The sequence below is a fragment of the Acinetobacter sp. genome, from assembly GCF_036666595.1.
In the GTDB taxonomy this organism is placed as follows: domain Bacteria; phylum Pseudomonadota; class Gammaproteobacteria; order Pseudomonadales; family Moraxellaceae; genus Acinetobacter.
Genome location: NZ_JAVWVO010000003.1, coordinates 129527 through 155421 on the forward strand (window position 1 = coordinate 129527; position 25895 = coordinate 155421).

Consider the following 25895-nt stretch of genomic DNA (forward strand, 5'->3'; position numbering starts at 1 on the left):
AAAAAATAAAAGCGCATCGAATGCGCTTTTATTTTGAAGGGAACAATGAAATTATTGTGTCCACTGCCCTAAAGTGACGCGATCATTCCCACCATAATCTTTCACCGTACGGACTTGTTTATAGCCCGCTTCTTTAAATATTTTCTGTACAGCGTCAGCTTGATCATAACCATGCTCAAGCACCACCCAACCATCAAGGGTTAAGTGCTTTTTGCCTTGCTGGATAATGACTTTCAAATCAGCCAAACCATGATCTGCCGCAACTAGGGCACGTTCAGGCTCAGTTGCTAAGTCTTGCATGTGGGCATCATTAGCATCGATGTACGGCGGGTTCGAGACAATCACATCAAAAAACTTTCGATTTAGCGGTGCAAACCAACTGCCACACACAAAAGTCACATCATTTAAGTCATGCTTTTCTGCATTTTGCTGCGCAACAGCTAAAGTTGGCTCATAAATATCGGTAGCCGTGATATCCCACGTGTCCCGTTCACTGGCCAATGAAAGCGCAACCGCACCCGTCCCCGTACCTAAATCGACGATGCGTGCATCTTCAGGTAAGTCTAAACGTAAGACAGTTTCTACCAGTACCTCGGTATCTGGACGTGGCACTAAGGTGTCAGGAGTGACTATCAGATCTAGCGTCCAAAACGGCTGTGAACCTGTCACATAAGCCAAAGGTTCACCTGCTTCAATTCGTGCCAAGGCAGCAACATAGGCCTGCTCTTGTTCATCGGTCAGCACTTGATCTTTTTTCATAACTAAATCAAAAGAATCAATTTTGGTAATGTGTTCCAGCAACCATGCGTTCTCTTGACGTTCGTAACTCTCGGCTTCACCACGTAAAGCCAAAGCTTGGGCAATATTCATTATCCACCATTCTGCTGTGCAAGCATCGCAAGCTGATCTGCTTGATATTCACGATGTAAGCTATCTAATAGTTCAGTTAAATCGCCTTCCATAACCGCGTCTAACTTGTATAAAGTTAAGTTAATACGGTGATCAGTCATACGACCTTGCGGGTAGTTATAGGTACGGATACGCTCTGAACGATCACCCGAGCCGACTAAGTCACGACGCATTTCAGAAGTTGCTGCATCAGCCGCTGCACGTTTTGCATTTTCCAAACGTGAAGCAAGTAACGCCATCGCTTTGGCTTTGTTTTTATGCTGCGAACGCTCTTCCTGACATTCCACCACCGTTCCTGTTGGAATGTGGGTAATACGCACAGCTGAATCGGTTTTGTTAATGTGCTGACCACCCGCACCTGAGGCACGGTAGGTATCAATACGTAAGTCTGATGCATTAATCTCGACCGTTGTATCGACATCAATTTCAGGCAAAATCGCAACGGTACACGCCGAAGTATGTACACGACCTTGTGACTCTGTTGCAGGTACACGTTGTACACGGTGCGCGCCACTTTCAAACTTCAAGCGACCGTAAACGCCTTCACCATTCACCAAACAAATAATTTCTTTATAACCACCGTGTTCGCCTTCATTTTCAGACAACACTTCAATACGCCAGCCTTGTGATTCAGCGTATTTACTATACATACGGTATAAGTCACCCGAGAAAATAGCGGCCTCATCACCACCTGTTCCTGCTCGAATTTCCAAATATGCAGAGTTCGCATCATTTGGATCTTTCGGAATCATTAAGATATTTAAATCAGCTTCTAAAGACGCAATAATGGCTTTATTTTCTTTAATTTCTTCAACAGCCATTTCCTTAAAATCAGGATCTGACAGCATCGCTTCAGCCGTTTCAATATCAGCTTCAGCTTGTTTGTACTTGCTCCACACTTCTGTGATTTCGCTTAAATCACTATGTTCACGTGACAACTGACGAAAGCGTTTGTTATCCGAAATGACTTCTACATCTGCAAGTAATGCTGTTAATTCTTCGTGACGGTCAGAAAGTTGATCTAATCGTAAACGTAACGATTCTTTCATTAGGAAAATATCTCAATATAAAGGCTGCAATACAGTTTCACAGCACCAAAAAATTTGCGCTTAGTTTAACGGCTCTATCACGCAAAGAACATCTTTATTCAATCCTGAGCGACGTTTACTTTATACGCCTCAGTGGATTGATACACTTTTAAAGCGTGTTTATGCCCTTACTAACGCTTAAAAAATGCAAAACAGCTTATTTCATATACAGCTTTTAAATAGGTCATTTCAGCTCAAAATTCAGAGTGTGAACTACATCACTCCTAGGTTTATCCACATTTGCATGATTTCGGATAAATTTCATTCTGCTTATTCACATTTGTAATAAAACTGATACAAACAAGAAACCAATGGGTTTCAATTTAGTTTTAACTCTCCACAATTAACTGGAATCTTTTTGTTACATTAGCCACATCGAAAAAGTACGACAGTTCAACCAATGTTGGACATGGAGAAACACATGAAACTAAATACACTTTTAATGTCAGCAACATTAGCAACGGCATCTATGTTTACTGCAACTGCATATGCAGACAGCACAACTCGCGTTGCGGCAGCAAGTGCTTTAGGTAGTGTTGCAGGGACAGCAATTGGTAAAAACATGGGCGGCACAACTGGTGCAACTATTGGCGCAGCATTAGGTGGCGCGGGTGGTGCAGCAGTTGCAAGTGACAAACGTCACCGTACTGAATCTGCTATTGGCGGTGCCATCGGTGGTGGTGCGGGCTATACCGTAGGTAAAAGCATGGGCGGCACCAATGGTGGTTACGTTGGTTCTGCATTAGGTGCAGCGGGCGGTGCAGCACTCGGCAACAAAATCTCAAAAGACAAACAATATGATTCTTACCAAAGTAAAAAATGGAAAAAGAAACACCGTAAACACCACTAATTGACCGCATCGTAAAGATGTCATTGAAAGCACCTTCGGGTGCTTTTTTATGGCACAGATTTAGACGCAATAACACTCTAGCCAAACTGGTAGAAAATACGAAGAGTCGTTACACAGCACTTATCAAAGCAACGGTTTCGATAAAGTTTCTCTTCATTATTCTTCCAACTTGTTTCGCTAAAGTGAAATCAAGACAAAATAGACATGCTCTTAGGAGTTTAAAAATGAAAATTAAATCAATTTTAATGAGTACCGTAATTGCAGCTTCTGCATTAACGATGACCACAACATATGCAGGTAATACAACCAATACTGCACTAACGTCTGCATTAGGTGGTGTTGTCGGTGCTGCGATTGGTAATCAAATGGGTGGACAAACAGGCGCGATGATTGGTTCTGCCATTGGTGGTGGTGCAGGTGCAGCCGCTTCAGCCAACAAACGTGACCGTAATGGTGCAATCATTGGTGGAGCACTCGGTGGTGCTGGTGGTTATACCGTAGGTAAAAACATGGGCGGTACCAATGGTGGGTATATTGGTGCAGGTCTAGGTTCAGCGGGTGGCGCAGTTCTAGGTAAAAAAGTCTCTGAAGACCGCCGTTACGATGATGAATATGACCGCCGTTACGATGACCGTTATGATCGTCGTTATGACAGTCGCGGCTACCGTAACAACAATTATAAGTATAATGATCGCAACTACCGTGGTGACAATGGCCGTCACTTGGGCTGGTACAAAAACGGGAAACGTTAAGCACCCACAAAACCTTTTCAAATAAAAGAGCACCTTCGGGTGCTTTTTATTTATCTGACAACTACACTCAAAAAGATACCGCATTGTTATGCTAAATACAGTAACCCACTTTTTTATTTTAAACGCATGTGTGGCTAGTGCGGTTCAACGATGCTGAATAGATATTTAGTTTCATTTTTAAATCAGCACCTTATACAAAACAACCAGAATATCGAATAAAATCGATATACAAAATAACAGTTATATCGTATTATTTCGATATATACAACAAAACCGAGAAGTAGAATGCGCACGTTGTCCGAGACTCAATTTTCTATTTTAGAATTAGCGCCTGTCCGCGAAGATCAAACTGTACAACTCACTCTACAGCATAGCTTAAAATTGGCCCAACAAGCTGAGCGTTTAGGTTATAGCCGACTTTGGCTTGCAGAACATCATAATATGGATGGTATTGCCAGCTCTGCAACTGCGGTCCTACTCGGCTATTTACTCGCAAATACCTCAACCTTAAAAGTGGGTTCTGGCGGTATCATGCTCCCAAACCATGCCCCACTGATCGTAGCGGAGCAATTCGGTACACTTGCAACACTCTATCCAAACCGGATTGAATTAGGTTTAGGTCGAGCACCGGGTGCAGACCAAGTGACCATGCGCGCACTTCGCCGTGGCCGTCAAGAAACTGAAGATCAGTTCCCACAAGATGTTTTAGAAATTCTGCATTACTTTAAGGACGCTGAGCCAAATCAGCGCATCATTGCAACTCCGGGGCAAGGGACACATGTTCCTGTATGGCTACTCGGTTCAAGTTTATTTAGTGCACAACTGGCTGCAAAACTCGGTCTTCCCTACTCTTTTGCATCACACTTTGCACCGCGTATGCTGAAACAAGCGATTCAGCTCTATCGTGAAAACTTTGAACCCTCTGAATACTTATCCAAACCTTATGTATCTATGGGTGTCCCGACGGTCGTTGCTGAAACCGATGCTGAAGCTGAATATCTAGCGACCAGTGCCTACCAACGTGTTTTAGGTCTCATGCGCGGTCAAAGTTTAAAGTTAAAAGCACCGATTGCCAGTATGGACGGTCTATGGTCACCTGCGGAAAAAATGTCAGTAGACAGTTTTTATGCCATGGCGCAAATCGGCTCCAATGGCACGGTGAAAGGAGGCTTGAAACAGCTTCTTTTAGAATATGATGTCGATGAGTTCATTTTCACCTGTGACATCTATGACACGGACAAACGTTTAGAAAACTTTGAACGTCTCATGCAGATCAAAAATAGCTAAGTACAAATGAAGCTAATCGCCTTATGCGTATTAATGCATACCCATAAGGCGACGTGCATAAATGAATAGCTAAAATCTAAAAGATCTTTAAAGCCCTGCAAAACTGCTGCTATGTCTAGACTAAAGTTAGCGTGACTGCTCAGACAATTTATCACTTTGCCTTTTTAGAGCAAAAGCACTAAAAATAATAAATTAAGGAAAGACGATAAAAAACAATTAAGGATCGAGCATGGTCAATTTGCATTCAACAGACAACGCATCTGGTTTATTTCAAAATCATCCCGAATATTTTCAGCATTTTAAAGGGCAACTGATTGCTGCTTCAGAAATTAAACAACATACTTTTACTGAACAACGTGTCGCAATTATTGGTACAAACCAGCATACAGTAACTGCCCTCGAATCGATTTGTCAGGTCGCTCAATCGGTCTATGTTTTTCAAAATGCACCACAATTCATCTTGCCGAAAACGGAACGCGGAATTCAACGCTTAATCCAACATCCACTGGTTATTAAGAACCGACGCCTATTTAACACACGGATCAAATGCCTACTAGCTTTACGCTTTTTAGAAACCCAAGTTCAAGACCCATGGCTTAGACATCAACTTAAACCTAATTCCGCTGCCGATAAACTTAAATTTTTTAAGTCCGATCATTATTATCATGCCCTACAGCGCGACAACTGTAAGCTAATCACTTGGCCAATAGTCAAAATTCGAGAACATGATATTCAAAGTTTAGATGGCGCCGAATATCCAGTCGATGTGATCATTACCACCTATAGCCATTAACCATATAGGGTAAGTTTCCCTACTTACCCGTTGTTTATTTCGTCACACCTGTATACTGATAGCCTGTATTTGAACGCTGATAACGTAAGTACTTTCCAGTCGGGCGGCTGTTTTGATCTAATAAAGTGATATCAATCTTGTTTAAGTCTTTTGAAACACGAATATATGAACCGCGCTGCTCTTCGTCATAATGACAGTCATAATCTACTTCAATCGAACTTAGTTGCTGGTTTTTGGTCTGGAAAATTTGTGTTGCTGTCAAAGCTTGGGCATGCATTTTAAAGGCTTGAATTTGATAGAGACCGTGACAACTATCGCCTTTGTAATAACTTTGAATCAGATAAATCGGTTGTGCACCCCATTTCACTTGGTCAATCTTTAAAATATAGCCTGTTTCTAAAGGTTGAAGTTTAGTGAACTTGCTCGATTTCACCTGCACATAAGATGAAAATTCACCCATGGTACCGCCACCACCTACATCAAAGGTATAGAATTTAAGCAGTTGGTCCGGTGAGGCATTAATCTTTAGTCTAAGATTTTCAGTCAATTTGGGGAAAGAATAAGCATAACTTTCTGCATTTTCACGGATTAAATCAACTACATCATTTTCGAGCTGTTGATTCACCACATAAAAATCTAGCGCTGCATATTTTTGATCAATGGCCTGCTCAATTGATATATTTTGCGCATATAAAGCCATATTAAAATGAGCACAAGAAAATACACCTAATAGGCATTTTGATATTATTTTCATTTGATCTAATCTGTATTTTTATATTGATTAACATTATAAAGCACCATTAATATGACGCTTTATAATGTAATGACAATATCAACCAATGCGACGTTTTAAACCCGTCATTTGGAGTACACGAGTTGAAATTTCTTCAATCGACATTTCCGAGACATTTAAGTATTTAATCCCTTCAGAGATATAAATCCCTTCAATTGCACGAAGCTCCATTTGACACTGGCTGAAGCTTGCATAACGACTATTGGCTTTACGTTCAGAGCGAATAGCAACCAGACGTTCCGCATCAATCATCAAACCAAAAAGCTTCTGTTTATGCGCGCGAAGTACCGCAGGTAAACGGTTGTCATCTAAGTCTTCTTCGGTCAAAGGATAATTTGCAACACGAATCCCAAACTGTAATGACAAATAAATTGATGTCGGCGTTTTACCCGAACGTGATACCCCAATCAGAATCAGGTCAGCCTTGTCATAGTGGCGTGTACGTGCACCGTCATCGTTATCTAAAGCAAAATGCACCGCATCAATACGTGCTTTATAAGACTCCGAATCGGTCACCGCATGGGTCTGTCCGACTAAAGTTGTAGGCGGTGTTCCCAACTCTTCAGACAATTTACTAATAAGCCCTTCAAATACATCAAGATTTATAGCATTTGCAGTGTTAATAATGTCACGCACGTACGGGTCGACTAAAGTGTCAAAAACCAGTGGCTTTTGTCCGTCTTGTTGTGCCCTTAAATTGATCTCAGCAACCACATTTGTAGCAGCTTCTTCAGAGCTAATATAAGGAATAATATGAATGTCAAAGTCAACATTTGGAAACTGCGCCAATAGCGAGTGCCCAAGGGTTTCAGCGGTAATTGCAGTACCATCAGATACAAAAAAAACACTCCGCTTAAATTGTTTACTTCCCGACATTAAAATTCTCCTCAAAAATTTGTCTTAGTGCTATATAATCTTTATAGTAAACCGATCTTACATGACTGTCGCTTAGTAAAATCAAAAAGCTAAGTAGATTTGTTATAATCTGATGCCAAGATAGTGATTAAATACTGCAAAAGTGGAGTAACAACTTTGGAAGCGCGCGTAATTGGTCTAGAAAAATTAGGGAAACACGATGTTGAACTGGTAGGTGGGAAAAACTCATCTTTAGGTGAAATGATCAGCCACCTATCAAATGCAGGTGTATCTGTACCAGGTGGCTTTGCTACTACAGCTCAAGCATATCGTGAATTTCTCGAGCAAAGTGGCCTAAACGCTAAAATCAATGCAGAGTTAAAAGTCCTCAATGTTGATGATGTAAATGCTCTTGCTGAAACAGGCGCAAAAATTCGCCAATGGATCGTAGATACTCCACTTACGACAGAACTCGAACAAGAAGTTCGTAAAGCATTTGCAGAGCTTTCAAACGGCAACCCAGACATCGCGGTTGCCGTTCGTTCTTCTGCGACAGCAGAAGATTTACCAGATGCATCTTTTGCAGGCCAACAAGAAACCTTCTTAAACATTCGCGGTATCGACAACGTATTGATCGCGATCAAAGAAGTATTTGCATCACTGTATAACGACCGTGCAATTTCTTATCGCGTACACCAAAACTTTGCGCATGATGTTGTGGCTTTATCTGCTGGTATTCAGCGTATGGTCCGCTCTGAAACTGGTGCAGCAGGTGTAATGTTTACACTCGACACTGAATCAGGTTTCCGTGACGTAGTCTTCATCACTGCATCTTATGGTTTGGGTGAAATGGTTGTTCAAGGTGCAGTAAACCCTGACGAATTCTACCTCTCTAAACCCCTTTTAAATGCAGGCAAGCACGCTGTCCTCCGTCGTAATCTTGGTTCTAAACACCAAAAAATGATTTATGGCGAAGAAGCTTCTGCGGGTAAATCAGTTGTTGTGGTGGATGTTGAAAAACAAGAGCGTCAACAATTCGCATTAAATGACCATGAACTACAAGAACTTGCAAAACAAGCGCTGATCATTGAAAACCATTATGGTTCTCCAATGGACATCGAGTGGGCAAAAGATGGCGATGACGGTCAAATTTATATCGTTCAAGCACGTCCTGAAACTGTGAAAAGTCGTGAAAACGTTGGCACCATGGAACGCTACCTTTTGAAGCAAAAAGGCACAGTGATTTGTGAAGGCCGTTCAATCGGTCAACGTATCGGTTCTGGTAAAGTACGAATTGTTACGTCTATTAAAGAAATGGACAAAGTACAAGACGGTGACGTGCTTGTATCTGACATGACTGACCCAGACTGGGAACCAGTAATGAAACGTGCAGCTGCAATTGTCACTAATCGTGGTGGTCGTACATGTCACGCAGCTATTATTGCGCGTGAATTGGGTGTGCCAGCAATCGTAGGTTGTGGTAATGCAACTGAAGTTCTAGTAGACGGTCAAGAAGTAACTGTTTCATGTGCTGAAGGTGATACAGGTTTCATCTACGAAGGTTCTTTAGATTTCGAAATTCAAACCAATTCAATCGAATCTATGCCAGAGCTTCCGTTCAAAGTCATGATGAACGTCGGTAACCCTGACCGCGCATTTGACTTTGCACAAATTCCAAATGAAGGGATTGGCCTTGCACGTCTTGAGTTCATCATTAACCGTATGATCGGTGTTCACCCTAAAGCATTGTTGAACATTGACAGCTTGCCACGTGAAACACGTGCTGCGGTAATGGCACGTACAGCGGGTTATGCATCGCCAATCGAATTCTATGTTGAAAAACTGGTTGAAGGTATTTCTACCCTTGCTGCAGCATTTGCAGATAAGCCTGTGATTGTTCGTATGTCTGACTTTAAGTCAAATGAATATGCAAACTTGATCGGTGGTAAGTTATACGAACCTGAAGAAGAAAATCCAATGTTGGGCTTCCGTGGTGCAAGTCGTTATGTGTCTGACAACTTCCGTGACTGCTTCGAATTAGAATGCCGCGCGTTGAAAAAAGCACGTGACGAAATGGGCTTAACCAATATTCAAATCATGATTCCTTTCGTTCGTACTGTACACGAAGCGAAGCGTGTAATTGAATTATTGGCGTTAAACGGACTGAAACGCGGTGAAAATGATCTGAAAGTGATCATGATGTGTGAGTTACCAACAAACGCATTATTGGCTGAACAGTTCCTTGAACATTTCGATGGCTTCTCTATCGGTTCAAACGACTTAACTCAGTTAACGCTTGGTCTAGACCGTGACTCTGGTATTGTGTCTCACCTATTTGATGAACGTGATCCAGCAGTAAAAGCACTTCTTTCTATGGCAATTCATGCATGCCGTAAAGCAGGCAAATATGTGGGTATCTGTGGTCAAGGCCCATCAGATCACCCAGATCTTGCGCAATGGCTTATGGAACAAGGTATAGAATCTGTATCACTTAACCCTGACTCAGTATTAGACACTTGGTTCTTCCTTGCAGAAGAAAAAGTTCAAAAAGCTTAACTTTTTGATGCGATAAAAAAAGACCCTTTTGTGGGTCTTTTTTTATATCCACTCTTTGAACGCATACGCATTAAAACAAGCATATTGATACAAAAATTTAGACTAAGTTTGATACTTATGCATCAACATCTTGATTGAGAACAGATCCCATTGCGATAAAGCTAGAAGAAGCAGCATAATCCTTGCTACACTGTCCTGCATTTTGTGTAGTTTTGGTTAATTTTAGCTTGAAATTCTCTAGACTATCCGCATGTTTTATCATAGATTTTTTATTTGTTTTTAATCTGAAAACAAATATATTTATTATTTGAATATCCCAATTTATATTTTGAGATTAAGTTTATATGCAGATTTACTTGGCACGAAATAATCAACAAGCCGGTCCATATACCTTAGAGCAGTTGAATCAGATGCTCGCAAGCCAACAAGTTTTATTGACGGATTTAGTTTGGCATCAGGGTATGCCTGAATGGAAAGCTTTAGGTGAACTCACCCAAGGAAAACTGGCGTATGAACCTGTAGGTTATCAACCTCAGCCCCCTATTCCTGAGCCAATGCATACGCCAAATCAATTTTCACAACCAAACCGTACAGCGGCGAAAGTTGCTCAACCTGAACTGGCATCGATAGGTACACGCGTCTTAGCCAAAGTCATTGATTTACTTCTTTGGCTCCCTGCCGCTGCGATTCCCTCGTTCTTTTTACAAGCAGATAAATTTGGTGAACTCACTGAAATTCAGCAAAAAATGCAAGCGGCTACCACAGCAACACAGGCCAGTGAACTGCAAGCACAACTGTTCAGTTTGATTCCAACTGAAGCATGGACCACCATGGGAATTTACCTGCTGATTATGCTCGGCATACAGGCCTTTTTCTTAGCCAAAAGTGGCCAAAGCATTGGTAAAAAAATCACCAAAATTAAAATTGTAGACGTTGAAACGAACGAAAAAGTCAGCCTTTTGCGTGTATTCACATTACGCAGCGTTGTCTTTATTGTGCTCAATATGCTGTTCATGCCGTTTATTACCATCGCCGATCACGTCTTTGGTTTAACTGCAAAGCGTCAAACTTTGCACGATAAGCTGGCGAAAACCAAGGTCATTAAGCAGTAATTTGACCATATTTAAGCTGAGGTTTGGCTCACCTCAGTTTTCCGCAGTTTATTGATATTCAAAAAAAATCCACAAAGAAATTATAAAATTCCGAGTGAAAAAATCGGTTTTTATAACAGTCATTTAAAGCATCTTTACGTATAGCTTAGTTTGTCGATATGAGGCATAATGCCCTACAACGTAGCGGTGTCTTATGATTGAGAAGTGTTTTTAGACTTAAAAAGAAACTTTTCAATCATGCGACACTTTAATCGCTATCCCAATTTTATTAGGGAATGGGACTCTTCACCGAGGTTGTAAAATGAGACAAACGATTTTAGCTGTATTGTCTTTATCTGCGATCGCCGCGCTCTTAACTGGGTGTGGTGGTGATATGGTACTTCTAAACTCAAAAGGTCCAGTTGCACAAGGTCAATCTGACTTAATGATGACTGCGATCTATTTAATGCTATTGGTGGTTATTCCATCAGTCGTAATGGCATTATGGTTTGGTTGGAAATATCGCGCGTCGAATAAAGATGCAGACTATAAACCTACATGGGCACACTCTACTGCAATTGAAATTGTAGTTTGGGGTATTCCTGTCATTATTATTGGTATTCTGGCTTGGTTAACTTGGTGGGGTTCACACAAGTATGACCCTTACCGTCCGCTCGAATCTGATAAAGCACCTGTAAATATTCAAGTCATTGCAGAACAGTTTAAATGGATCTTCATTTACCCTGATCTTAACATTGCGACGGTTAACGAAATTCGTTTCCCTGAAAAAACCCCAGTTGCACTTAAAATTACCTCTAACTTCACGATGAACTCGTTCTTCATCCCTGCGTTAGGTGGTCAAATTTATGCAATGGCAGGCATGCAAACGCACTTGAATTTGTTAGCAGATGGAACTAGCCCAGCTGAAGGCTACCGCGGTTTCTCTTCAAACTATTCAGGCTACGGCTTCTCGCAAATGCGCTTCCGTGCTCACTCTGTAACTGACGCTCAATTCGCTGAATGGGTTGCTGCAGTTAAAGCAGGTAACGGTACAAGCATTAATCCTAAAGCTGTACAAAAAACAATTTTAGATCAAGCTGAATTTGAGTCTTTACGTGACGGTAACCGTGGTAAACACCAAATTGAAGTTTTGATTTCAAAAGCAAAAACTCCTGAAGAGAAGGCTGCTGCTGAGGCAATGAAGCCTTATCCAACTAAGCCACACCCTGTGACTTACTACTCTTCTGTAGAGGAAGGCTTGTTTAAGTCAGTCATCAGCAAATATATGAGCAACTATCACGGTGCTGATCACTCAGCGACTGCGGGTGCTCACGGGGCTGCTTCATCTGAAGCACATGCCGCTGTTGAACCTGCTTCATCAGTTGTAGGGGAATAAGACATGAGCTTCTTAGGTAAGTTAGGTCCGGACGTTATTCCGCACGATCCAATTGTACTGGTCACAGTTGCAATGATGATCTTGGGTGGTATCGCAGTTTTTGCTGGTATTACCTACTTTAAAAAATGGGGCTACTTGTGGAACGAATGGTTCACATCAGTCGACCATAAAAAAATTGGTATCATGTATCTTTTCGTATCGATCATCATGCTTTTGCGTGGTTTCGCCGATGCGATTATGATGCGTCTTCAACTGTTCCTTGCAAAAGGTGGCGGTGAAGGTTATTTACACCCAGAACACTACGATCAGATCTTCACCGCACACGGTGTAATCATGATCTTCTTCGTAGCAATGGGTCTAGTTGTTGGCTTAATGAACATCTCTGTACCACTTCAAATTGGTGCACGTGACGTTGCCTTCCCATTATTAAACTCTCTAAGCTTCTGGCTATTTGCTGGTGCTGCAGGCTTAATGATGGCATCTCTTGCAATTGGTGAATTCGCTGCAACAGGTTGGATGGCTTATCCTCCTCTTTCAGGTATCGAATACTCTCCAGGCGTGGGTGTGGACTATTATATCTGGGCACTTCAAATTTCAGGTTTAGGTACGCTATTAACGGGTGTTAACTTCTTCGTTACCATCATTAAAATGCGCGCGCCTGGTATGTCACTTATGGACATGCCGATCTTTACTTGGACATCTTTGTGTACAGCTGTATTGATCATTGCGTCATTCCCAGTGTTAACAGCAACAATTGCAATGTTAACGCTTGACCGTTACTTCGGTTTCCACTTCTTTACAAATGACATGGGTGGTAGCCCAATGTTGTATGTAAACTTGATTTGGACATGGGGTCACCCAGAAGTTTACATCTTAGTATTACCAGCATTTGGTATTTACTCTGAAGTTGTTTCAACGTTCTCTCGTAAAACGTTGTTCGGTTACAAATCAATGGTGTATGCAACAATTGCGATCACAGTACTTGCGTTCGTAGTATGGCTTCACCACTTCTTCACCATGGGTGCTGGTGCGAACGTGAATGCGTTCTTCGGTATCATGACCATGGTTATTGCGATTCCTACTGGTGTGAAAATCTTCTCTTGGTTATTCACGATGTATAAGGGTCGTATCACCTTCACTACTCCTATGTTATGGACGCTTGGCTTCCTTGTAACATTCGGTATTGGCGGTTTAACTGGTGTATTAATGGCTGTTCCACCTGCGGACTTCCTTGTACACAACTCATTGTTCTTGATTGCTCACTTCCATAACGTAATTATCGGTGGTGTGGTGTTTGGTATGTTTGCCGGCATCATTTTCTACTGGCCGAAAATGTTTGGTTGGAAGCTCAATGAAGCATGGGGTAAAGCTGCGTTCTGGTTCTGGTTCTTCGGTTTCTACTTTGCATTCATGCCACTTTATATCCTTGGTTTCATGGGTATGACTCGTCGTTTGAATACATATGACAACCCTGAATGGGATCCGTACATTGCTATTGCATTCTTCGGTTCTGTGTTAGTCGCGATTGGTATTGCATGTTTCGTTATGCAGATTGTTGTTGGTTACTTACAACGCAACGACAACCTCGACCTTACAGGCGATCCATGGGATGGTCGTACACTTGAATGGGCGACTTCGTCTCCTGCTCCGTTCTACAACTTTGCTCACCTTCCAACAATCAATGGTATTGATACGTTCTGGAATGACAAAGAGAATGGCGTAGCGTATGCGAAACCTACTTCATACGAAGACATTCATATGCCAACGAATCGTGCTGCTGGTGTTGTGATTGCCATGTTCATTACTGTTATGGGCTTTGGTTTAATCTGGCATATCTGGTGGTTAGTTGTTGTGATGTTCATCGCTGCTATTATCAGCTTCATCGCGTCTTCGTTCACGAAGAAAGTGGACTACTATGTTCCTGCTGCTGAAGTTGAGCGTATTGAAAATGAACGTTACGCGATTCTTGAAAAACATTTGAAGAAGGACTAAGACAATGGCTGACGTACTTCATCACGAAAACCACGGACACGATGAGCATCATCACCACGATGATACTGACATCACCGTCTTTGGTTTTTGGACTTATTTGATGAGTGACTTGATTCTATTCGGCACACTCTTCATTGCATTCGCTGTTTTAAGTAGCCATGTGCCTATGGGCACACCAAGTGCAAAAGAATTATTCGGTGAGTCTTTAGGTTTCGTTTTAACTGAAACTTTCGCTCTCTTGATCTCTTCTGTAACTTTTGGTTTTGCGGTTCTTGCTGCATACAAAAAGAACGTCAACCAAGTTTTAACTTGGTTAGCGATCACTTGGTTATTCGGTGCTTCATTCATCGGCATGGAACTATATGAGTTTAATCACTTAGTTCATGCTGGCCACGGTCCAAGCGTAAGTGCGTTTTTATCGTCGTTCTTTACTTTAGTAGGTACGCACGGTATTCACGTAACTTCAGGTTTGGTATGGATGATCATTTTGATGATTCAGATCAAGAAAAATGGTTTGACTCTTCCAAACACTCGTCGTCTTGCTTGCCTAAGCTTGTTCTGGCACTTCCTTGACATCGTTTGGATCTGTGTATTCAGCGTAGTTTACTTGATGGGAGTTCTATAATGAGTCACGATCATAACTCAGCTGGTGCTTCACACGGTAACACCAAGCAATACACGATCGGCTTTATCCTTTCAGTTATCCTGACCGTAATTCCATTCGGTATGGTAATGGCTGGTGGTTTTGGTCGCGGTATTGTTATGGCGGTTATCGCAATTACAGCGGTTGCTCAGGTTCTAGTTCAATTAGTTTACTTCTTGCACATGAACTCATCTTCAGAGCAACGTTGGAACGTGATTGCATTTATCTATACAGTACTTTGTATTGCTGTACTTCTAGTCGGCTCTGTATGGATTATGAACTACTTACACTACAACATGATGATCTAAACTGATCGTCATGTTGAAAAAGTATTTATTCCTGACTAAACCAGGAATTCTCTTTGGTAACTTCGTTACCACTCTGGGCGGCTTCTTTTTAGCCGCTCAGGGGTCTGTAGATTTCCTCCTCCTTCTCATCACCCTACTCGGTACAACACTAGTTGTTGCTTCTGGCTGTGTCGTCAATAACGTCATTGATCAAGATATTGATCAAAAGATGGAACGGACGATGAACCGTGCATTAGTTAAAAAAACCATTAGTCCTTCCGTTGCTTTGGCATTTTCTGCTGTGCTTGGAATATTAGGTTTCGCCCTACTCTGGTTCTTTGTTAATGCTTATGCCTTTGGCTTTGCTGTACTTGGTTTTGTGGTTTATGTGATTTTTTATAGTCTATGGAGCAAACGCACATCCATTCACCAAACCGTGATTGGAAGTATTTCTGGTGCTAGTCCACCAGTGATCGGCTATACAGCTGTGACCAATGAATTTGATGTTGCCGCATTGTTGCTTTTCTTAGCATATGCACTTTGGCAAATGCCTCATTCATGGGGAATTGCGGTATACCGCTTTGACGACTATAAAAATGCAGGCATTCCAATTTTACCTGTAGCACGTTCAATTTTCCGCACGAAAGTTGAAAGCTTGATTTATGTCTTGCTGTTTGCTGCGGTGTTAAATGGTTTGTATTGTTTTGGCTATACCAATATGTTTTTTCTTATCACCTTTAACGCACTCTGTGCTTATTGGGTATATTTATCAATCATTGGTTTTAAAGCTGAAAATGATCAGGTTTGGGCAAAACGCTATTTCTTATATTCAGTGATTTTAATTACTGCATTAAGTTTTAGTTTTAGTTTTAGTTATGTCTCACCTGCTCCACATTTGCCGCTGTTTTAAAAAAGATAGAGTTCTCTCTATCTTTTTTTATTTCAACTTATTCAATATTTAAGTCTAGTCTTTAAATTGTTACCATAGCAGACACAACAATAACTCATGCTCTGCAATGAAAATGCCATCACAATTTTTAAAAAAATCTATTTTTATTAGTCTATTCCCTATCACTCTTGCTTATAGTACACACAGTTTTTCTGGTTTTGATGTTACTTGCTACCCATCGACCAACATTCAAACCAATGCCTATACAGCCTGTGACAATTTGCCTGCGCTCACGCCCGCCAATGACAATCAAACCAATATGCTTTTACTCCTGAGCGACATGGGTTTGGCCAAATTGAATTTTAATCAGCCAAATAGTCCACTTTGGGAAACTGAATATAGCAACGTACCATTTGCGGCTAAAACATTGTTTGAAAGCGTAACCAATAAACGACCGAATGCCCGATTAAAACCAAGCAATGTAAAGACACCCTACCAAGAACATTGCAGTAGTTTAGACAATGGTGCGGATCAATTTACCCAGCAGGTGAAAGCCGACAAAAATCTCAGCAAAACGGAAAAAGATTTACTGATTCAAGAAAGACAAAATATCTCGGCCTGTGACCGTGATCTTGCCCTCATCCAAGTCAATCCGAACTGGTCTATACAAGCACGTCAGTATGCGTCTTATTTAAATGCAACCATTGCCTTTTATAATGGTAACTTTTCCATAGCTACTAAAATTTACTCAGTATTAACTACGGTTGATCAGCTTTGGATCAAAGAAACATCGCAATATATGCTGATTCGTAGCAGCCTCAATGAAAGCTATCAGTCGGGTGTCGGTGAATATGGTGACTTAAAAATCGATAAAGTAGATCAGACTTTACTTAAAAACACCTATGAGCATATCACGACCTACTTCAAACGCTTTCCTGAGGGAAAATATGCGGCAAGTGCACGCGGCTTACTACGTCGTTGTTATTGGCTGAGTGGAAATACCGAACTCCTGACCAACGAACTCGCATGGCAAATCAATCACCCTGATTCCAAATACTATAATTTAGAGCTCGATAATCTAGCCTTTGAAATGGATCGCCATGTTTTTCAAAGCCGCTCATTCAATCCAAAAAATCTAAAAGATCCCTTCTTTCTGACCATTTCAGATTTAATGCAAATGCGTCAGGCAACATCGGCAGAAGATAAAGTCTTAAGTTGGTCTGAACTCAACAACCAAAAAACACTATTTAAGAGTCAGCCAGAACTGTTCCAATACCTACAAGCCAATCACTTATTCTTTGTACAGAACAAACCAGCTGAAGCTTTAAAATATTTGCCAGAACATTCCTCTAATGCAATCAAGAGTTACCTTCAACTCAGTCAAATATTGTTAAAAGGTCGTATTTTAGAGAAACTCGGACAAACTCAAAATGCGCAACAATATTGGGAAGGTTGGCTTAGTCAATCGAAAGAAGTTGAACAACATGGCTTATTTGAGCTGATGTTATATCCACATTATGCCCAACAGCAAAGCTTGAACGTATTCATCGGTTCAGATGCTAAAATCAAACAAGCTTCATTGCAAAAAAGCTTTATTGAAAATAAAGCCAATGAAAAAAGCTTAATGCAAATTGTACAGAGCAAAGCATCAAATACAGATCAAAAAAATTTAGCTTTATATAAAACTTTGCAAAAGTCATTGGTACATCAAAATTTTAAACTGTTTAATCAAGCCTTTGTACTGCTACCACAAGATGCCGCGAAGTATAAATATGACTCAGAAACATATACAAACTATAAAAATAAACCGCCCCTTAGTGATTTCATTTGGGCAGGAACAAAAATCACGCCACAAATTCAATGCCCTGATTTATTCAGCCTGACTCAGAAACTTGAAAATTCACCTCAAGATTTAAAGCTCCGACTTTGTTTAGGCGAATATGCGCGCTCGACTCAAGGCTACAACATAAGCTATGTCACCGCTTTAGAAAAAGAAACTGCTAGCTTCCAAGGTGCAATTTTTACCCGTGGCCAAGTGTATAAAGACATCATCAAATCCAGTTCTGTACCCGATTTAAAAGCTTATGCTCTTTATCGCTCAATCATGTGTTACTCACCAAGCGGGATGAATGACTGTCAGGATGCAGAGGTTGAAAAATCTACCCGTAAACAATGGTTTGACCACATTAAACGCGACTATCCAAGTACCTCTTGGGCACAATCTTTAAAGTATTACTGGTAAGACATATATGTTGAAGCAGATTTTTTCAATTGTTATGACGCTGATCTGTATGCTGAGCATCATGGCTTGTCAGCCGAGTCAGTCAGCTTCAACATCTAGTCGGGTAAATGCCGAAGACTATGATGCATTTTGGATTTGGGGCAATATTTCATCAGCCCCTTACCTCAAAGCCGCTAAAGAAATTTATGTTTTACAAGGTGAGATCCGTTTAGATTCCCAAACACATCACTCTAGACTCATACCGCAAGGCGTAAGCGTCTTAACGATTCCTCAGCAAAAGGTGTGGCTGGTTTTTCGTAATTATCATTTAGACTGGCAAGGCCAAGAGCTTACACACATTTTAAAACGCGTTCAGCAATGGGAAAATGCAGGGAATCATATTCAAGGCATACAAATTGATTTTGACGCCAAAACCAAACACATTCACCAATATGCCCTATTCTTAAGTCAATTAAGAAAACAATTGCCTCAGCACTATCAACTCAGTATCACGGGCTTAATGGACTGGACCAATGTGACAAATCAGGAGACTTTAAACCTCCTGAATAACACCATCGATGAGTTGGTCATTCAAACCTATCAAGGTTCAACCACCTTACCCAATTATGCAGCTTATCTAAAAAAAGTTTCAGCACTGAAACTACCTTATAAAATTGGCATCGTTCAATACGGTGAATGGCGTAGACCGCCCAAGCTTGAAAATGATACAAACTTTAAAGGCTATGTCGTCTTCCTTTTGCGCTCAAAACCTCAAAATAATTAGGGCTTTTTAAGAGAAGTTCTTGAATTTGGCGAGCAAAGTCTCTAAAATTCCCCCTTCGCATCTAATGCGACACAACCTTGGTTGTGACTCCTTGCTTCTAACAACTTTTTTGTTAGGGGCTGTTTAAACCGTAAGGAGCTGACAATGCGTCATTACGAAATCGTACTTTTAGTACACCCTGATCAAAGCGATCAAGTCGTTGGTATGGTAGAACGCTACCTAACTCACATCAAAGAAGCTGAAGGTCAAATTCACCGTCTTGAAGACTGGGGCCGTCGTCAATTGGCTTACCCAATCAACAAGATCCACAAAGCTCACTACATTCTTATGAATGTTGAGTGTGGTCAAACTACTCTTGATGAGTTAGAAGAATTGTTCCGTTACAACGATGCAATTATTCGTAGCCTTATCATCCGTCGTGAGAACGCTATCACTGAAGAGTCACTATTGGCTAAGAGTGCTGAAGAAAAACGTGCGCGTAAAGCTCAACGTGAAGAAGCACAACAAGCTCAAGACTCTGCTGAAGCATAAGGAGAACATCAATGGCACGTTTTTACCGTCGTCGCAAGTTCTGCCGCTTTACAGCTGAGAACGTTACGTACATCGACTACAAAGATATCGACACTTTAAAACAGTACATCACTGAAAACGGCAAGATTGTTCCTAGCCGTATTACAGGTACTAAAGCTCGTTACCAACGTCAATTAGCGCTTGCTATTAAACAAGCTCGCTACTTGTCTTTGATCCCTTACACTGACAATCATAAGTGAGGTTGAGCTGTGGATATTATCTTATTACAACGCATTAAAAACCTTGGTAAATTAGGCGATAAAGTTTCAGTTAAAGCTGGTTACGGCCGCAACTACCTTATCCCTCAAGGTCAAGCAGTAGCTGCTACTGAAGCTAACACTGCTGCTTTTGAAGCTCGTCGCGCTGAACTTGAGAAAGCTGAAGCTGATGTTTTAGCTGCTGCTCAAGCACGTGCTAGCCAATTAGACGAAGTTAACATCGTAATCACTGCGAAAGCTGGTGACGAAGGTAAACTATTCGGTTCTATCGGTACTCGTGATATCGCTGACGCGTTAACAAATGCTGGTCTTGAAGTTGACCGTGCAGAAGTTCGTTTACCGAACGGTGCACTTCGTCACACTGGCGAATTCAACATCGCAATCCAATTGCACCATGATGTTGTTGCTGAAGTTCTCGTTACTATCGTATCTGAGTAATTTCTTGCAAAAAAAAGAGCATGCTTTTGCATGCTCTTTTTTTTATCTCTATGAAAAAGTAGTTTCTTCGCTCAGCTTAAAACTTCATCAGCCTGCCCCGCAAAATGCCAAATTTGAATATTATGGGTTTTATCCATAAGCCTTGAATTCAGCACACAGCAGCTGCATTTTTTGATAAAGTGCATAGAGTTAAATGGCTGTAATTTTTTCCAAATTTACAGTGAAATTTATCTTAAGTTATCCCTCTTACTGTATTAAAAATCAGGGCGTTATATGTCACAGGCGAATGCCACTGCTCAAAAGAGCTCATCGAAACAAGACAATAAACCGAATGAGTCAGGGCAACTGAAAGAATTCCGTACACCTCCGCATAACTTAGCATTGGAACAAGCCGTACTTGCCGCTTTAATGACGGTTGCTGAATCCTTTGAACAAGTTGGCGATGTACTGACTGAAAATGACTTTTATGCGACGCGCCATAAATATATTTTTCGCGCCATTGCGCAACTCTCCAAAGACAGCTCACCCTATGATGCGGTTTTAGTCCATGACTGGCTCACCACACAAAACCTACTCGATGCGGTTGGTGGTGAAGAGTACCTGATGCAATTGATGGCAGACTCCCCGTCTAGTTTCTATAACATGGAAACTTATGCCACTAAAATCAAAGAATTTTCGACTTTACGCAGCATGATTAAAGTCAGCTCTGAAATTTTACAAAATGCCTATGACACCAAAGGTCGTAGTGTCAGTGAAATTTTAGATTTAGCAGAAACTAATATTTTCTCGATTGCAGAACAACATAATAATAATGCCAAAGCACAAGGCCCAAAACCGATTGCGAGTGTGACTGCAGACCTAATCACTAAACTTGATGAGCTATCGCAAATGGAAGGTAGCATCACAGGTTTAACTACAGGTTTCCTTGAACTCGACAATAAAACATCAGGCATGCAAGCGGGTGACATGATTATTGTCGCTGCCCGTCCATCAATGGGTAAAACTACACTTGCAATGAATTTAGTTGAAAGTGTCTTATTTAACAATAACCTACCCGCTCTTGTTTTTTCCATGGAGATGCCCGCCGATTCAATTGCTATGCGTTTAATTTCTTCTTGGGGGCGCGTACATCAAGGACATTTACGTTCAGGTAAAATGGATGGTGATGAATGGTCTAAAGTCACGGGTACTATTCTACAACTTCAAGATAAGCATCTATATATTGATGATTCTTCTGCGCTTCCACCTACAGAATTACGTGCACGTGCGCGCCGGATTGCAAAGCAACATGGTGGAAAACTGGGTTGTATTATGGTCGACTATTTACAGCTAATGAAAGTACCAGGCATGGGTGATAACCGTGTCGGTGAAATTGGTGAAATTTCACGAAGTTTAAAAGCACTAGCCAAAGAAATGAGTTGTCCCGTCATTGCATTGTCTCAGCTTAACCGTTCCCTCGAAAATCGTCCAAATAAACGTCCCGTGATGTCAGACTTACGTGAATCCGGTGCGATCGAACAGGACGCCGACTTAATCATGTTTATTTACCGTGACGAAGTCTATAACAAAGAGTCCAAAGAAGCGGGCACTGCCGAAATTATTATTGGTAAACAACGTAACGGCCCTATTGGTACCGTTCGACTTGCTTTTGAAGGCCAATACACCCGCTTTAGCAACTTATCCCCTGAGTTTTATGCTCAGTACGATGATGAGGAATAATTAAAGCCTCATCGTCGCCTTTCCATGACCCTGTAGGAGTAATTAGGGTGCGTCAAGCAACAGTTTATATTGATAGCCAAGCGCTGCAATATAATTTAAACCGTGTCAAACAACTTGCCCCAAACGCGAAAATCGTCAGCATGGTCAAAGCCAATGCTTATGGACACGGAGTCAAAGACTGTTTAGCAGCCTTAAGTGAAACAGATGCCTTTGGCGTCGCCTGCCTAGAAGAAGCATTAGAGATTCGTGAGCTCGGCTTTAAACAGCCGATTACCCTGATTGAAGGTGTTTTCTCAGCAGATGAAATGCCAACCGTCATTGAGCAAAATATCGAGTGTGTGGTTCATCAGCAGCAACAAGTCGATTGGCTGATCGCACATAAAACCGCGTATATAGCACAAAAGCTCAAAGTGTGGGTCAAACTCAACAGCGGTATGAACCGCTTAGGCTTTAAAGTTGCTGAAATCATCGATGTCATCAATATATTGAAAGCAGAAGGCTTTACATGTGTCCTAGCAATGCACTTTGCCAATGCCGATGCGGATCACCCACTCAATGAGCAGCAACGTGCGCAATTTATACACATCAAAGAAGCGTGTTCACCAATTCTAGCCTCATGTTGCAACTCGGCTGCTATTTTTAAATGGCCAGAACTTAATTTTGATTTTGTTCGTCCCGGCATCATGCTTTACGGTGCATCACCTTTTGCCGATAAAAATGCACACGACTTAGATCTAAAGCCAGTTATGACTTTCACGGCGGAAATTATTGCATTAAATACCATTCAAGCAGGTGAAGGTGTCGGCTATGGTTCGCATTTTGTTGCAAACCAAGAAACTGAACTGGCCATTGTTTCGATTGGTTATGGTGATGGCTACCCACGTGCATTTCCAAAGCAAAACTATGTTGCTATAGATGGTCAGACAGCAGCTGTTGTGGGCCGAGTTGCGATGGACATGATTGCGATCGATGTGACGGGTTTAAACGCCAAACTCGGTACAAAGGTTGAACTCTGGGGTAAAAACCGCTTAGTTGACGATGTTGCGGAAGCCAATGGAACCATTGGCTATGAGCTACTTTGCCGGTTAAGCAATCGCCCTACACGTAAACAAATCTAACAATAAAAGTCCAAGTTCTACTTGGGCTTTTTTCAACCTAGACTTTCATCAGACTGGGCATCGTAAAGGTCTTGCAACAACTGATCAATTTGTTGTTGACTCATGATCTGTGGTTCAAATTTTGCAAAACCCATTTCACGCATTTTGGTATGTACACTACTCATACGTTGCACATACTTCATGCCCCAAGCTCTAAAATGTGCCGCGTGAATGGTTTTTTCCTCAAAAACTTTGATATCTTTATGTCTAGGATCTTTCAATAATTTCGACATTAATAACTCTATAGCAGCTTCATTCCCTTCTAAGCACTGGAAATAATGCTGATCTGCATAATAAAGAACGCCTGAAATATTATGTATTGTATTAAAATCACGCGCTTCGCTTAAAATGTCTCGAACATCTTGAAGAAGCTGTACGTGATCCGAAGTTGAAGTACTTGCATAGCAAATTTGCCGCATAGACTTCCCCAATTTATTGATTTCACTATTTTTAGCATTTAGCAGGTTTATACTAAATAGTCATCCGTCGGCTTTGCCAATTCTTGCAATCCTTTTCTTAAGGTATCCGACCATTGCTTACTGATGCTTGAAAAATACGGATCCTCTTCATCAATCCGCTTACCCACTGGAATATGTAAACTATCTCTTGTATACACCAAAGCATCTAAGGGCAAACCTACAGAAACATTGGAACGTAAAGTTGAATCAAAAGAAATCAAACTACACTTCACCGCTTCATCTAAGGGCATGTCATACCGTAATGCACGATCTAGAATCGGCTTTCCGTATTTACTTTCACCAATTTGAAAATACGGCGTATCTTTGGTCGCACAAATAAAATTGCCCTGCGGGTAGATATTGTAAAGTTGCATTTCTGCCCCTTTAATTTGTCCACCGACCAATAAGCTACAGTAGTAATTACTCTGTTCCTGTGTGTCTGGTGCCATATCCGCCAAGACTTTTTTCAAAGTATGCCCGACCAACTCAGCTGCTTCGAACATGGTATTAACACTATATAAATTGGGTTCTTGACTTAACTCCAGATGATTTTTTAAATGTCCAATCACTGCTTGAGTCGTGGCTAAGTTTCCTGAGGTTTGAATCGCAATAAAACGCTCACCCTCTACACCAAAGGTATACAGTTTCCTAAACACGGATATATGGTCTACACCTGCGTTCGTACGTGTATCACTTATAAAAACCAAACCATCTTGAAGACGAAGTGCACAACAATAGGTCATAGAACATCCTTTTTCAGCTAAACCTTAACAACTTAAAACTTGTACCATGGAATGCATCGATTCCACCCCACCTTTTTCACGTACGCCACGAACGGGAGCCACATCCCAATAATCGCGCCCAATAGCTACATAGATATGTGACTGTGGTTTGAACAATTGATTACTGGTATCAAAACAATACCATGCATCATCAATATATACCTCGGCCCACGCGTGACTGGCAAGGTGTGAAGTTTCAGGCACATGCAAATACCCCGATACATAACGTACCGGTAAGCCCAGATGCTTACACATAGCAATAAAAACATGACTATGGTCCTGACATACACCTTGCTGCCCATTGAATGCATCGATTGCCGAAGTTAGCACCGAGGTTTCGGCAGGTACATAAGGAATATGCGCTAAAACGGCTTCTGACAGTTTCATCAAATTTTCCCTATTCAGCTCAGGCACATACTGATGTGCAAATACTTTCATTTCGGCATTACACTGGGTATTGAGGGTCGGTTGTAAAAATAAATTGGGATTCAGCCGATCTTGTATGCCATGTTCTGCCAAGCTATTAATTTCAACAATGCCCTGCGCCATTATGGTCAACTGTTGATAGGCTTCACGTTGCGAACTGGTAATCCAAATATTATGGAAGGCATCCCGTTTTTCTTCGCGTTCCCCCGGCACACTCACATGCCAGTGACATACCTTTTGGTGTGAATTATTCGTGGGTGTCATTTTGATATATTGAATGCTATTCAGCGCCAATTCACTATATTGATAATGCGTTTGATGATTGATCATAAGTTTCATACATCAACCTCAAACAATTGTTGAATATAATCACTAAAATGATAAAAATTCATCGCATCAGGTTGTGATTTGAGCTCTAGCCAAGCCTGTGCCAGATTTAGCCAGCCCATTTCTTTTAACAACATGACGATGTTTTCTATTTCAACTAAAGTATTTTGTGCATCTTGTTTCAGGCGGATTTGACGGTCGAGCTGCTCAATCATTTGCCCCAAACTAAAGAATAAAAAGATATCACTGGCTTCAGACTCAAGTACATCCTGGCACTCTCCAACCACATCACAAATATAGGCGGTGTTTTCAGTGGCATTTTTGATAAATTGATTCAGTTCCGCATATGCCTTTGCAGATAAAATCCCACGCAAGTCTTGAACATTGCTCTTGGCGCTTTGAAATTGCTGGTTAAATGAAGCAGGATTGTTTGGGTTTAAAATCAGCTCATTCAGTGAGCACGCATCAAAAGCAGGCAAACAAAATGCATGCGCATAATCCATTGCAGGCTGGTCTTGGGTAAAAGGAAACTGAGCACACAAATATTGAGTACGTGTTAGATAACGCCCTAACCAAAAAATATTTTCAGCATTGGTGCTTAATAAAATCATAGT

At 41.2% G+C, this 25895-nt stretch carries 26 protein-coding genes; 18 read left to right on the forward strand and 8 right to left on the reverse strand.

Translation table 11 applies throughout. The features are described from left to right. Nucleotides 1-51: 51 nt before the first annotated feature. Together prmC and prfA are read right to left on the reverse strand one after the other, a co-directional pair. Complete coding sequence (prmC, locus tag RR876_RS05830) at nucleotides 52-870, reverse strand: peptide chain release factor N(5)-glutamine methyltransferase (RefSeq protein ID WP_332476792.1); 819 nt, start codon at nucleotides 868-870, stop codon at nucleotides 52-54. Beyond that, on the reverse strand, nucleotides 870-1958 hold the full coding sequence (prfA, locus tag RR876_RS05835) for a peptide chain release factor 1 (RefSeq protein ID WP_332476793.1): 1089 nt from the start codon (nucleotides 1956-1958) through the stop codon (nucleotides 870-872). The genes prmC and prfA overlap by 1 nt, the downstream gene beginning before the upstream one ends. 460 nt (nucleotides 1959-2418) lie before the next feature. On the opposite strand from prfA, the gene RR876_RS05840 reads away from it, so the two are divergent. The 4 genes from RR876_RS05840 to RR876_RS05855 all read left to right on the forward strand — a co-directional run bounded on the left by RR876_RS05840 (nucleotide 2419) and on the right by RR876_RS05855 (nucleotide 5679). Beyond that, nucleotides 2419-2847, forward strand: a complete 429-nt coding sequence (locus RR876_RS05840; RefSeq protein WP_224468886.1) for a hypothetical protein — start codon at nucleotides 2419-2421, stop codon at nucleotides 2845-2847. Between the two features lie 224 nt (nucleotides 2848-3071). Beyond that, the gene (locus RR876_RS05845) at nucleotides 3072-3599 is read left to right on the forward strand and encodes a hypothetical protein (protein ID WP_332476794.1); all 528 of its coding nucleotides are present in this window, start codon (nucleotides 3072-3074) and stop codon (nucleotides 3597-3599) included. A 285-nt stretch (nucleotides 3600-3884) separates the two neighbouring features. Beyond that, the gene (locus RR876_RS05850) at nucleotides 3885-4886 is read left to right on the forward strand and encodes an LLM class flavin-dependent oxidoreductase (RefSeq protein WP_332476795.1); all 1002 of its coding nucleotides are present in this window, start codon (nucleotides 3885-3887) and stop codon (nucleotides 4884-4886) included. Between the two features lie 229 nt (nucleotides 4887-5115). Next, nucleotides 5116-5679: a flavoprotein gene (locus RR876_RS05855; protein WP_332476796.1), complete on the forward strand. Its 564-nt coding sequence runs from the start codon at nucleotides 5116-5118 to the stop codon at nucleotides 5677-5679. 34 nt (nucleotides 5680-5713) lie between these two features. On the opposite strand, the gene RR876_RS05860 is transcribed toward RR876_RS05855, so the two are convergent. Both RR876_RS05860 and RR876_RS05865 read right to left on the reverse strand, forming a co-directional pair. Next, the gene (locus tag RR876_RS05860) at nucleotides 5714-6379 is read right to left on the reverse strand and encodes a hypothetical protein (RefSeq protein WP_332476797.1); all 666 of its coding nucleotides are present in this window, start codon (nucleotides 6377-6379) and stop codon (nucleotides 5714-5716) included. A gap of 132 nt (nucleotides 6380-6511) precedes the next feature. After that, entirely contained in the window at nucleotides 6512-7348 is an 837-nt protein-coding gene (locus RR876_RS05865) for a pyruvate, water dikinase regulatory protein (protein WP_005400687.1), read from the reverse strand. Between the two features lie 156 nt (nucleotides 7349-7504). Here RR876_RS05865 and ppsA point away from each other — a divergent pair, with 156 nt between their 5' ends. The 14 genes from ppsA (at nucleotide 7505) to alr (ending at nucleotide 23249) form a co-directional block, all read left to right on the forward strand. Then, complete coding sequence (gene ppsA / locus RR876_RS05870) at nucleotides 7505-9883, forward strand: phosphoenolpyruvate synthase (protein WP_332476798.1); 2379 nt, start codon at nucleotides 7505-7507, stop codon at nucleotides 9881-9883. Nucleotides 9884-10227: 344 nt separating this feature from the next. After that, a complete protein-coding gene (locus RR876_RS05875; protein ID WP_332476799.1) occupies nucleotides 10228-10995 on the forward strand; it encodes an RDD family protein in 768 nt (255 codons plus the stop codon). A 301-nt stretch (nucleotides 10996-11296) separates the two neighbouring features. Next, nucleotides 11297-12370 (forward strand): ubiquinol oxidase subunit II, encoded by a 1074-nt coding sequence (cyoA, locus tag RR876_RS05880; protein WP_004696450.1) that lies wholly within the window; start codon nucleotides 11297-11299, stop codon nucleotides 12368-12370. Nucleotides 12371-12373: 3 nt separating this feature from the next. Further along, complete coding sequence (cyoB, locus tag RR876_RS05885; RefSeq protein WP_332476800.1) at nucleotides 12374-14362, forward strand: cytochrome o ubiquinol oxidase subunit I; 1989 nt, start codon at nucleotides 12374-12376, stop codon at nucleotides 14360-14362. A gap of 4 nt (nucleotides 14363-14366) precedes the next feature. Beyond that, a complete protein-coding gene (gene cyoC / locus RR876_RS05890; protein WP_004696446.1) occupies nucleotides 14367-14987 on the forward strand; it encodes a cytochrome o ubiquinol oxidase subunit III in 621 nt (206 codons plus the stop codon). Then, nucleotides 14984-15313, forward strand: a complete 330-nt coding sequence (locus RR876_RS05895) for a cytochrome o ubiquinol oxidase subunit IV (protein ID WP_026056475.1) — start codon at nucleotides 14984-14986, stop codon at nucleotides 15311-15313. The genes cyoC and RR876_RS05895 overlap by 4 nt, the downstream gene beginning before the upstream one ends. Nucleotides 15314-15323: 10 nt before the next feature. Then, nucleotides 15324-16202: a heme o synthase gene (gene cyoE, locus RR876_RS05900; protein ID WP_332476801.1), complete on the forward strand. Its 879-nt coding sequence runs from the start codon at nucleotides 15324-15326 to the stop codon at nucleotides 16200-16202. Between the two features lie 112 nt (nucleotides 16203-16314). Further along, nucleotides 16315-18423 carry a hypothetical protein gene (locus RR876_RS05905; protein ID WP_332476802.1) on the forward strand — a complete coding sequence of 703 codons (2109 nt, stop codon included), beginning with the start codon at nucleotides 16315-16317 and terminating at the stop codon, nucleotides 18421-18423. A 7-nt stretch (nucleotides 18424-18430) separates the two neighbouring features. Next, nucleotides 18431-19186 (forward strand): DUF3142 domain-containing protein, encoded by a 756-nt coding sequence (locus tag RR876_RS05910; RefSeq protein WP_332476803.1) that lies wholly within the window; start codon nucleotides 18431-18433, stop codon nucleotides 19184-19186. Between the two features lie 144 nt (nucleotides 19187-19330). Then, the gene (gene rpsF / locus RR876_RS05915) at nucleotides 19331-19717 is read left to right on the forward strand and encodes a 30S ribosomal protein S6 (RefSeq protein WP_004696436.1); all 387 of its coding nucleotides are present in this window, start codon (nucleotides 19331-19333) and stop codon (nucleotides 19715-19717) included. A gap of 11 nt (nucleotides 19718-19728) precedes the next feature. After that, nucleotides 19729-19956, forward strand: a complete 228-nt coding sequence (rpsR, locus tag RR876_RS05920) for a 30S ribosomal protein S18 (protein WP_004278792.1) — start codon at nucleotides 19729-19731, stop codon at nucleotides 19954-19956. Between the two features lie 9 nt (nucleotides 19957-19965). Beyond that, nucleotides 19966-20412: a 50S ribosomal protein L9 gene (rplI, locus tag RR876_RS05925; protein ID WP_004696433.1), complete on the forward strand. Its 447-nt coding sequence runs from the start codon at nucleotides 19966-19968 to the stop codon at nucleotides 20410-20412. A 273-nt stretch (nucleotides 20413-20685) separates the two neighbouring features. Then, the gene (gene dnaB / locus RR876_RS05930; protein WP_332476806.1) at nucleotides 20686-22131 is read left to right on the forward strand and encodes a replicative DNA helicase; all 1446 of its coding nucleotides are present in this window, start codon (nucleotides 20686-20688) and stop codon (nucleotides 22129-22131) included. Nucleotides 22132-22178: 47 nt separating this feature from the next. After that, nucleotides 22179-23249, forward strand: coding sequence for an alanine racemase (gene alr, locus RR876_RS05935; protein WP_332476807.1), 1071 nt, complete (start codon nucleotides 22179-22181; stop codon nucleotides 23247-23249). Between the two features lie 32 nt (nucleotides 23250-23281). Here the strand turns inward: alr and RR876_RS05940 are convergent, their stop codons facing one another. The 4 genes from RR876_RS05940 to RR876_RS05955 are packed head-to-tail and all read right to left on the reverse strand — an operon-like array spanning nucleotide 23282 to nucleotide 25892. Further along, on the reverse strand, nucleotides 23282-23707 hold the full coding sequence (locus RR876_RS05940; RefSeq protein ID WP_332476808.1) for a BLUF domain-containing protein: 426 nt from the start codon (nucleotides 23705-23707) through the stop codon (nucleotides 23282-23284). A 47-nt stretch (nucleotides 23708-23754) separates the two neighbouring features. Next, nucleotides 23755-24489, reverse strand: coding sequence for a proteasome-type protease (locus tag RR876_RS05945; RefSeq protein ID WP_004696423.1), 735 nt, complete (start codon nucleotides 24487-24489; stop codon nucleotides 23755-23757). 24 nt (nucleotides 24490-24513) lie between these two features. Further along, nucleotides 24514-25293, reverse strand: a complete 780-nt coding sequence (locus tag RR876_RS05950) for a transglutaminase family protein (RefSeq protein WP_332476809.1) — start codon at nucleotides 25291-25293, stop codon at nucleotides 24514-24516. Continuing rightward, nucleotides 25290-25892: an alpha-E domain-containing protein gene (locus RR876_RS05955; RefSeq protein ID WP_062033611.1), complete on the reverse strand. Its 603-nt coding sequence runs from the start codon at nucleotides 25890-25892 to the stop codon at nucleotides 25290-25292. The genes RR876_RS05950 and RR876_RS05955 overlap by 4 nt, the downstream gene beginning before the upstream one ends. Nucleotides 25893-25895 lie beyond the last annotated feature (3 nt).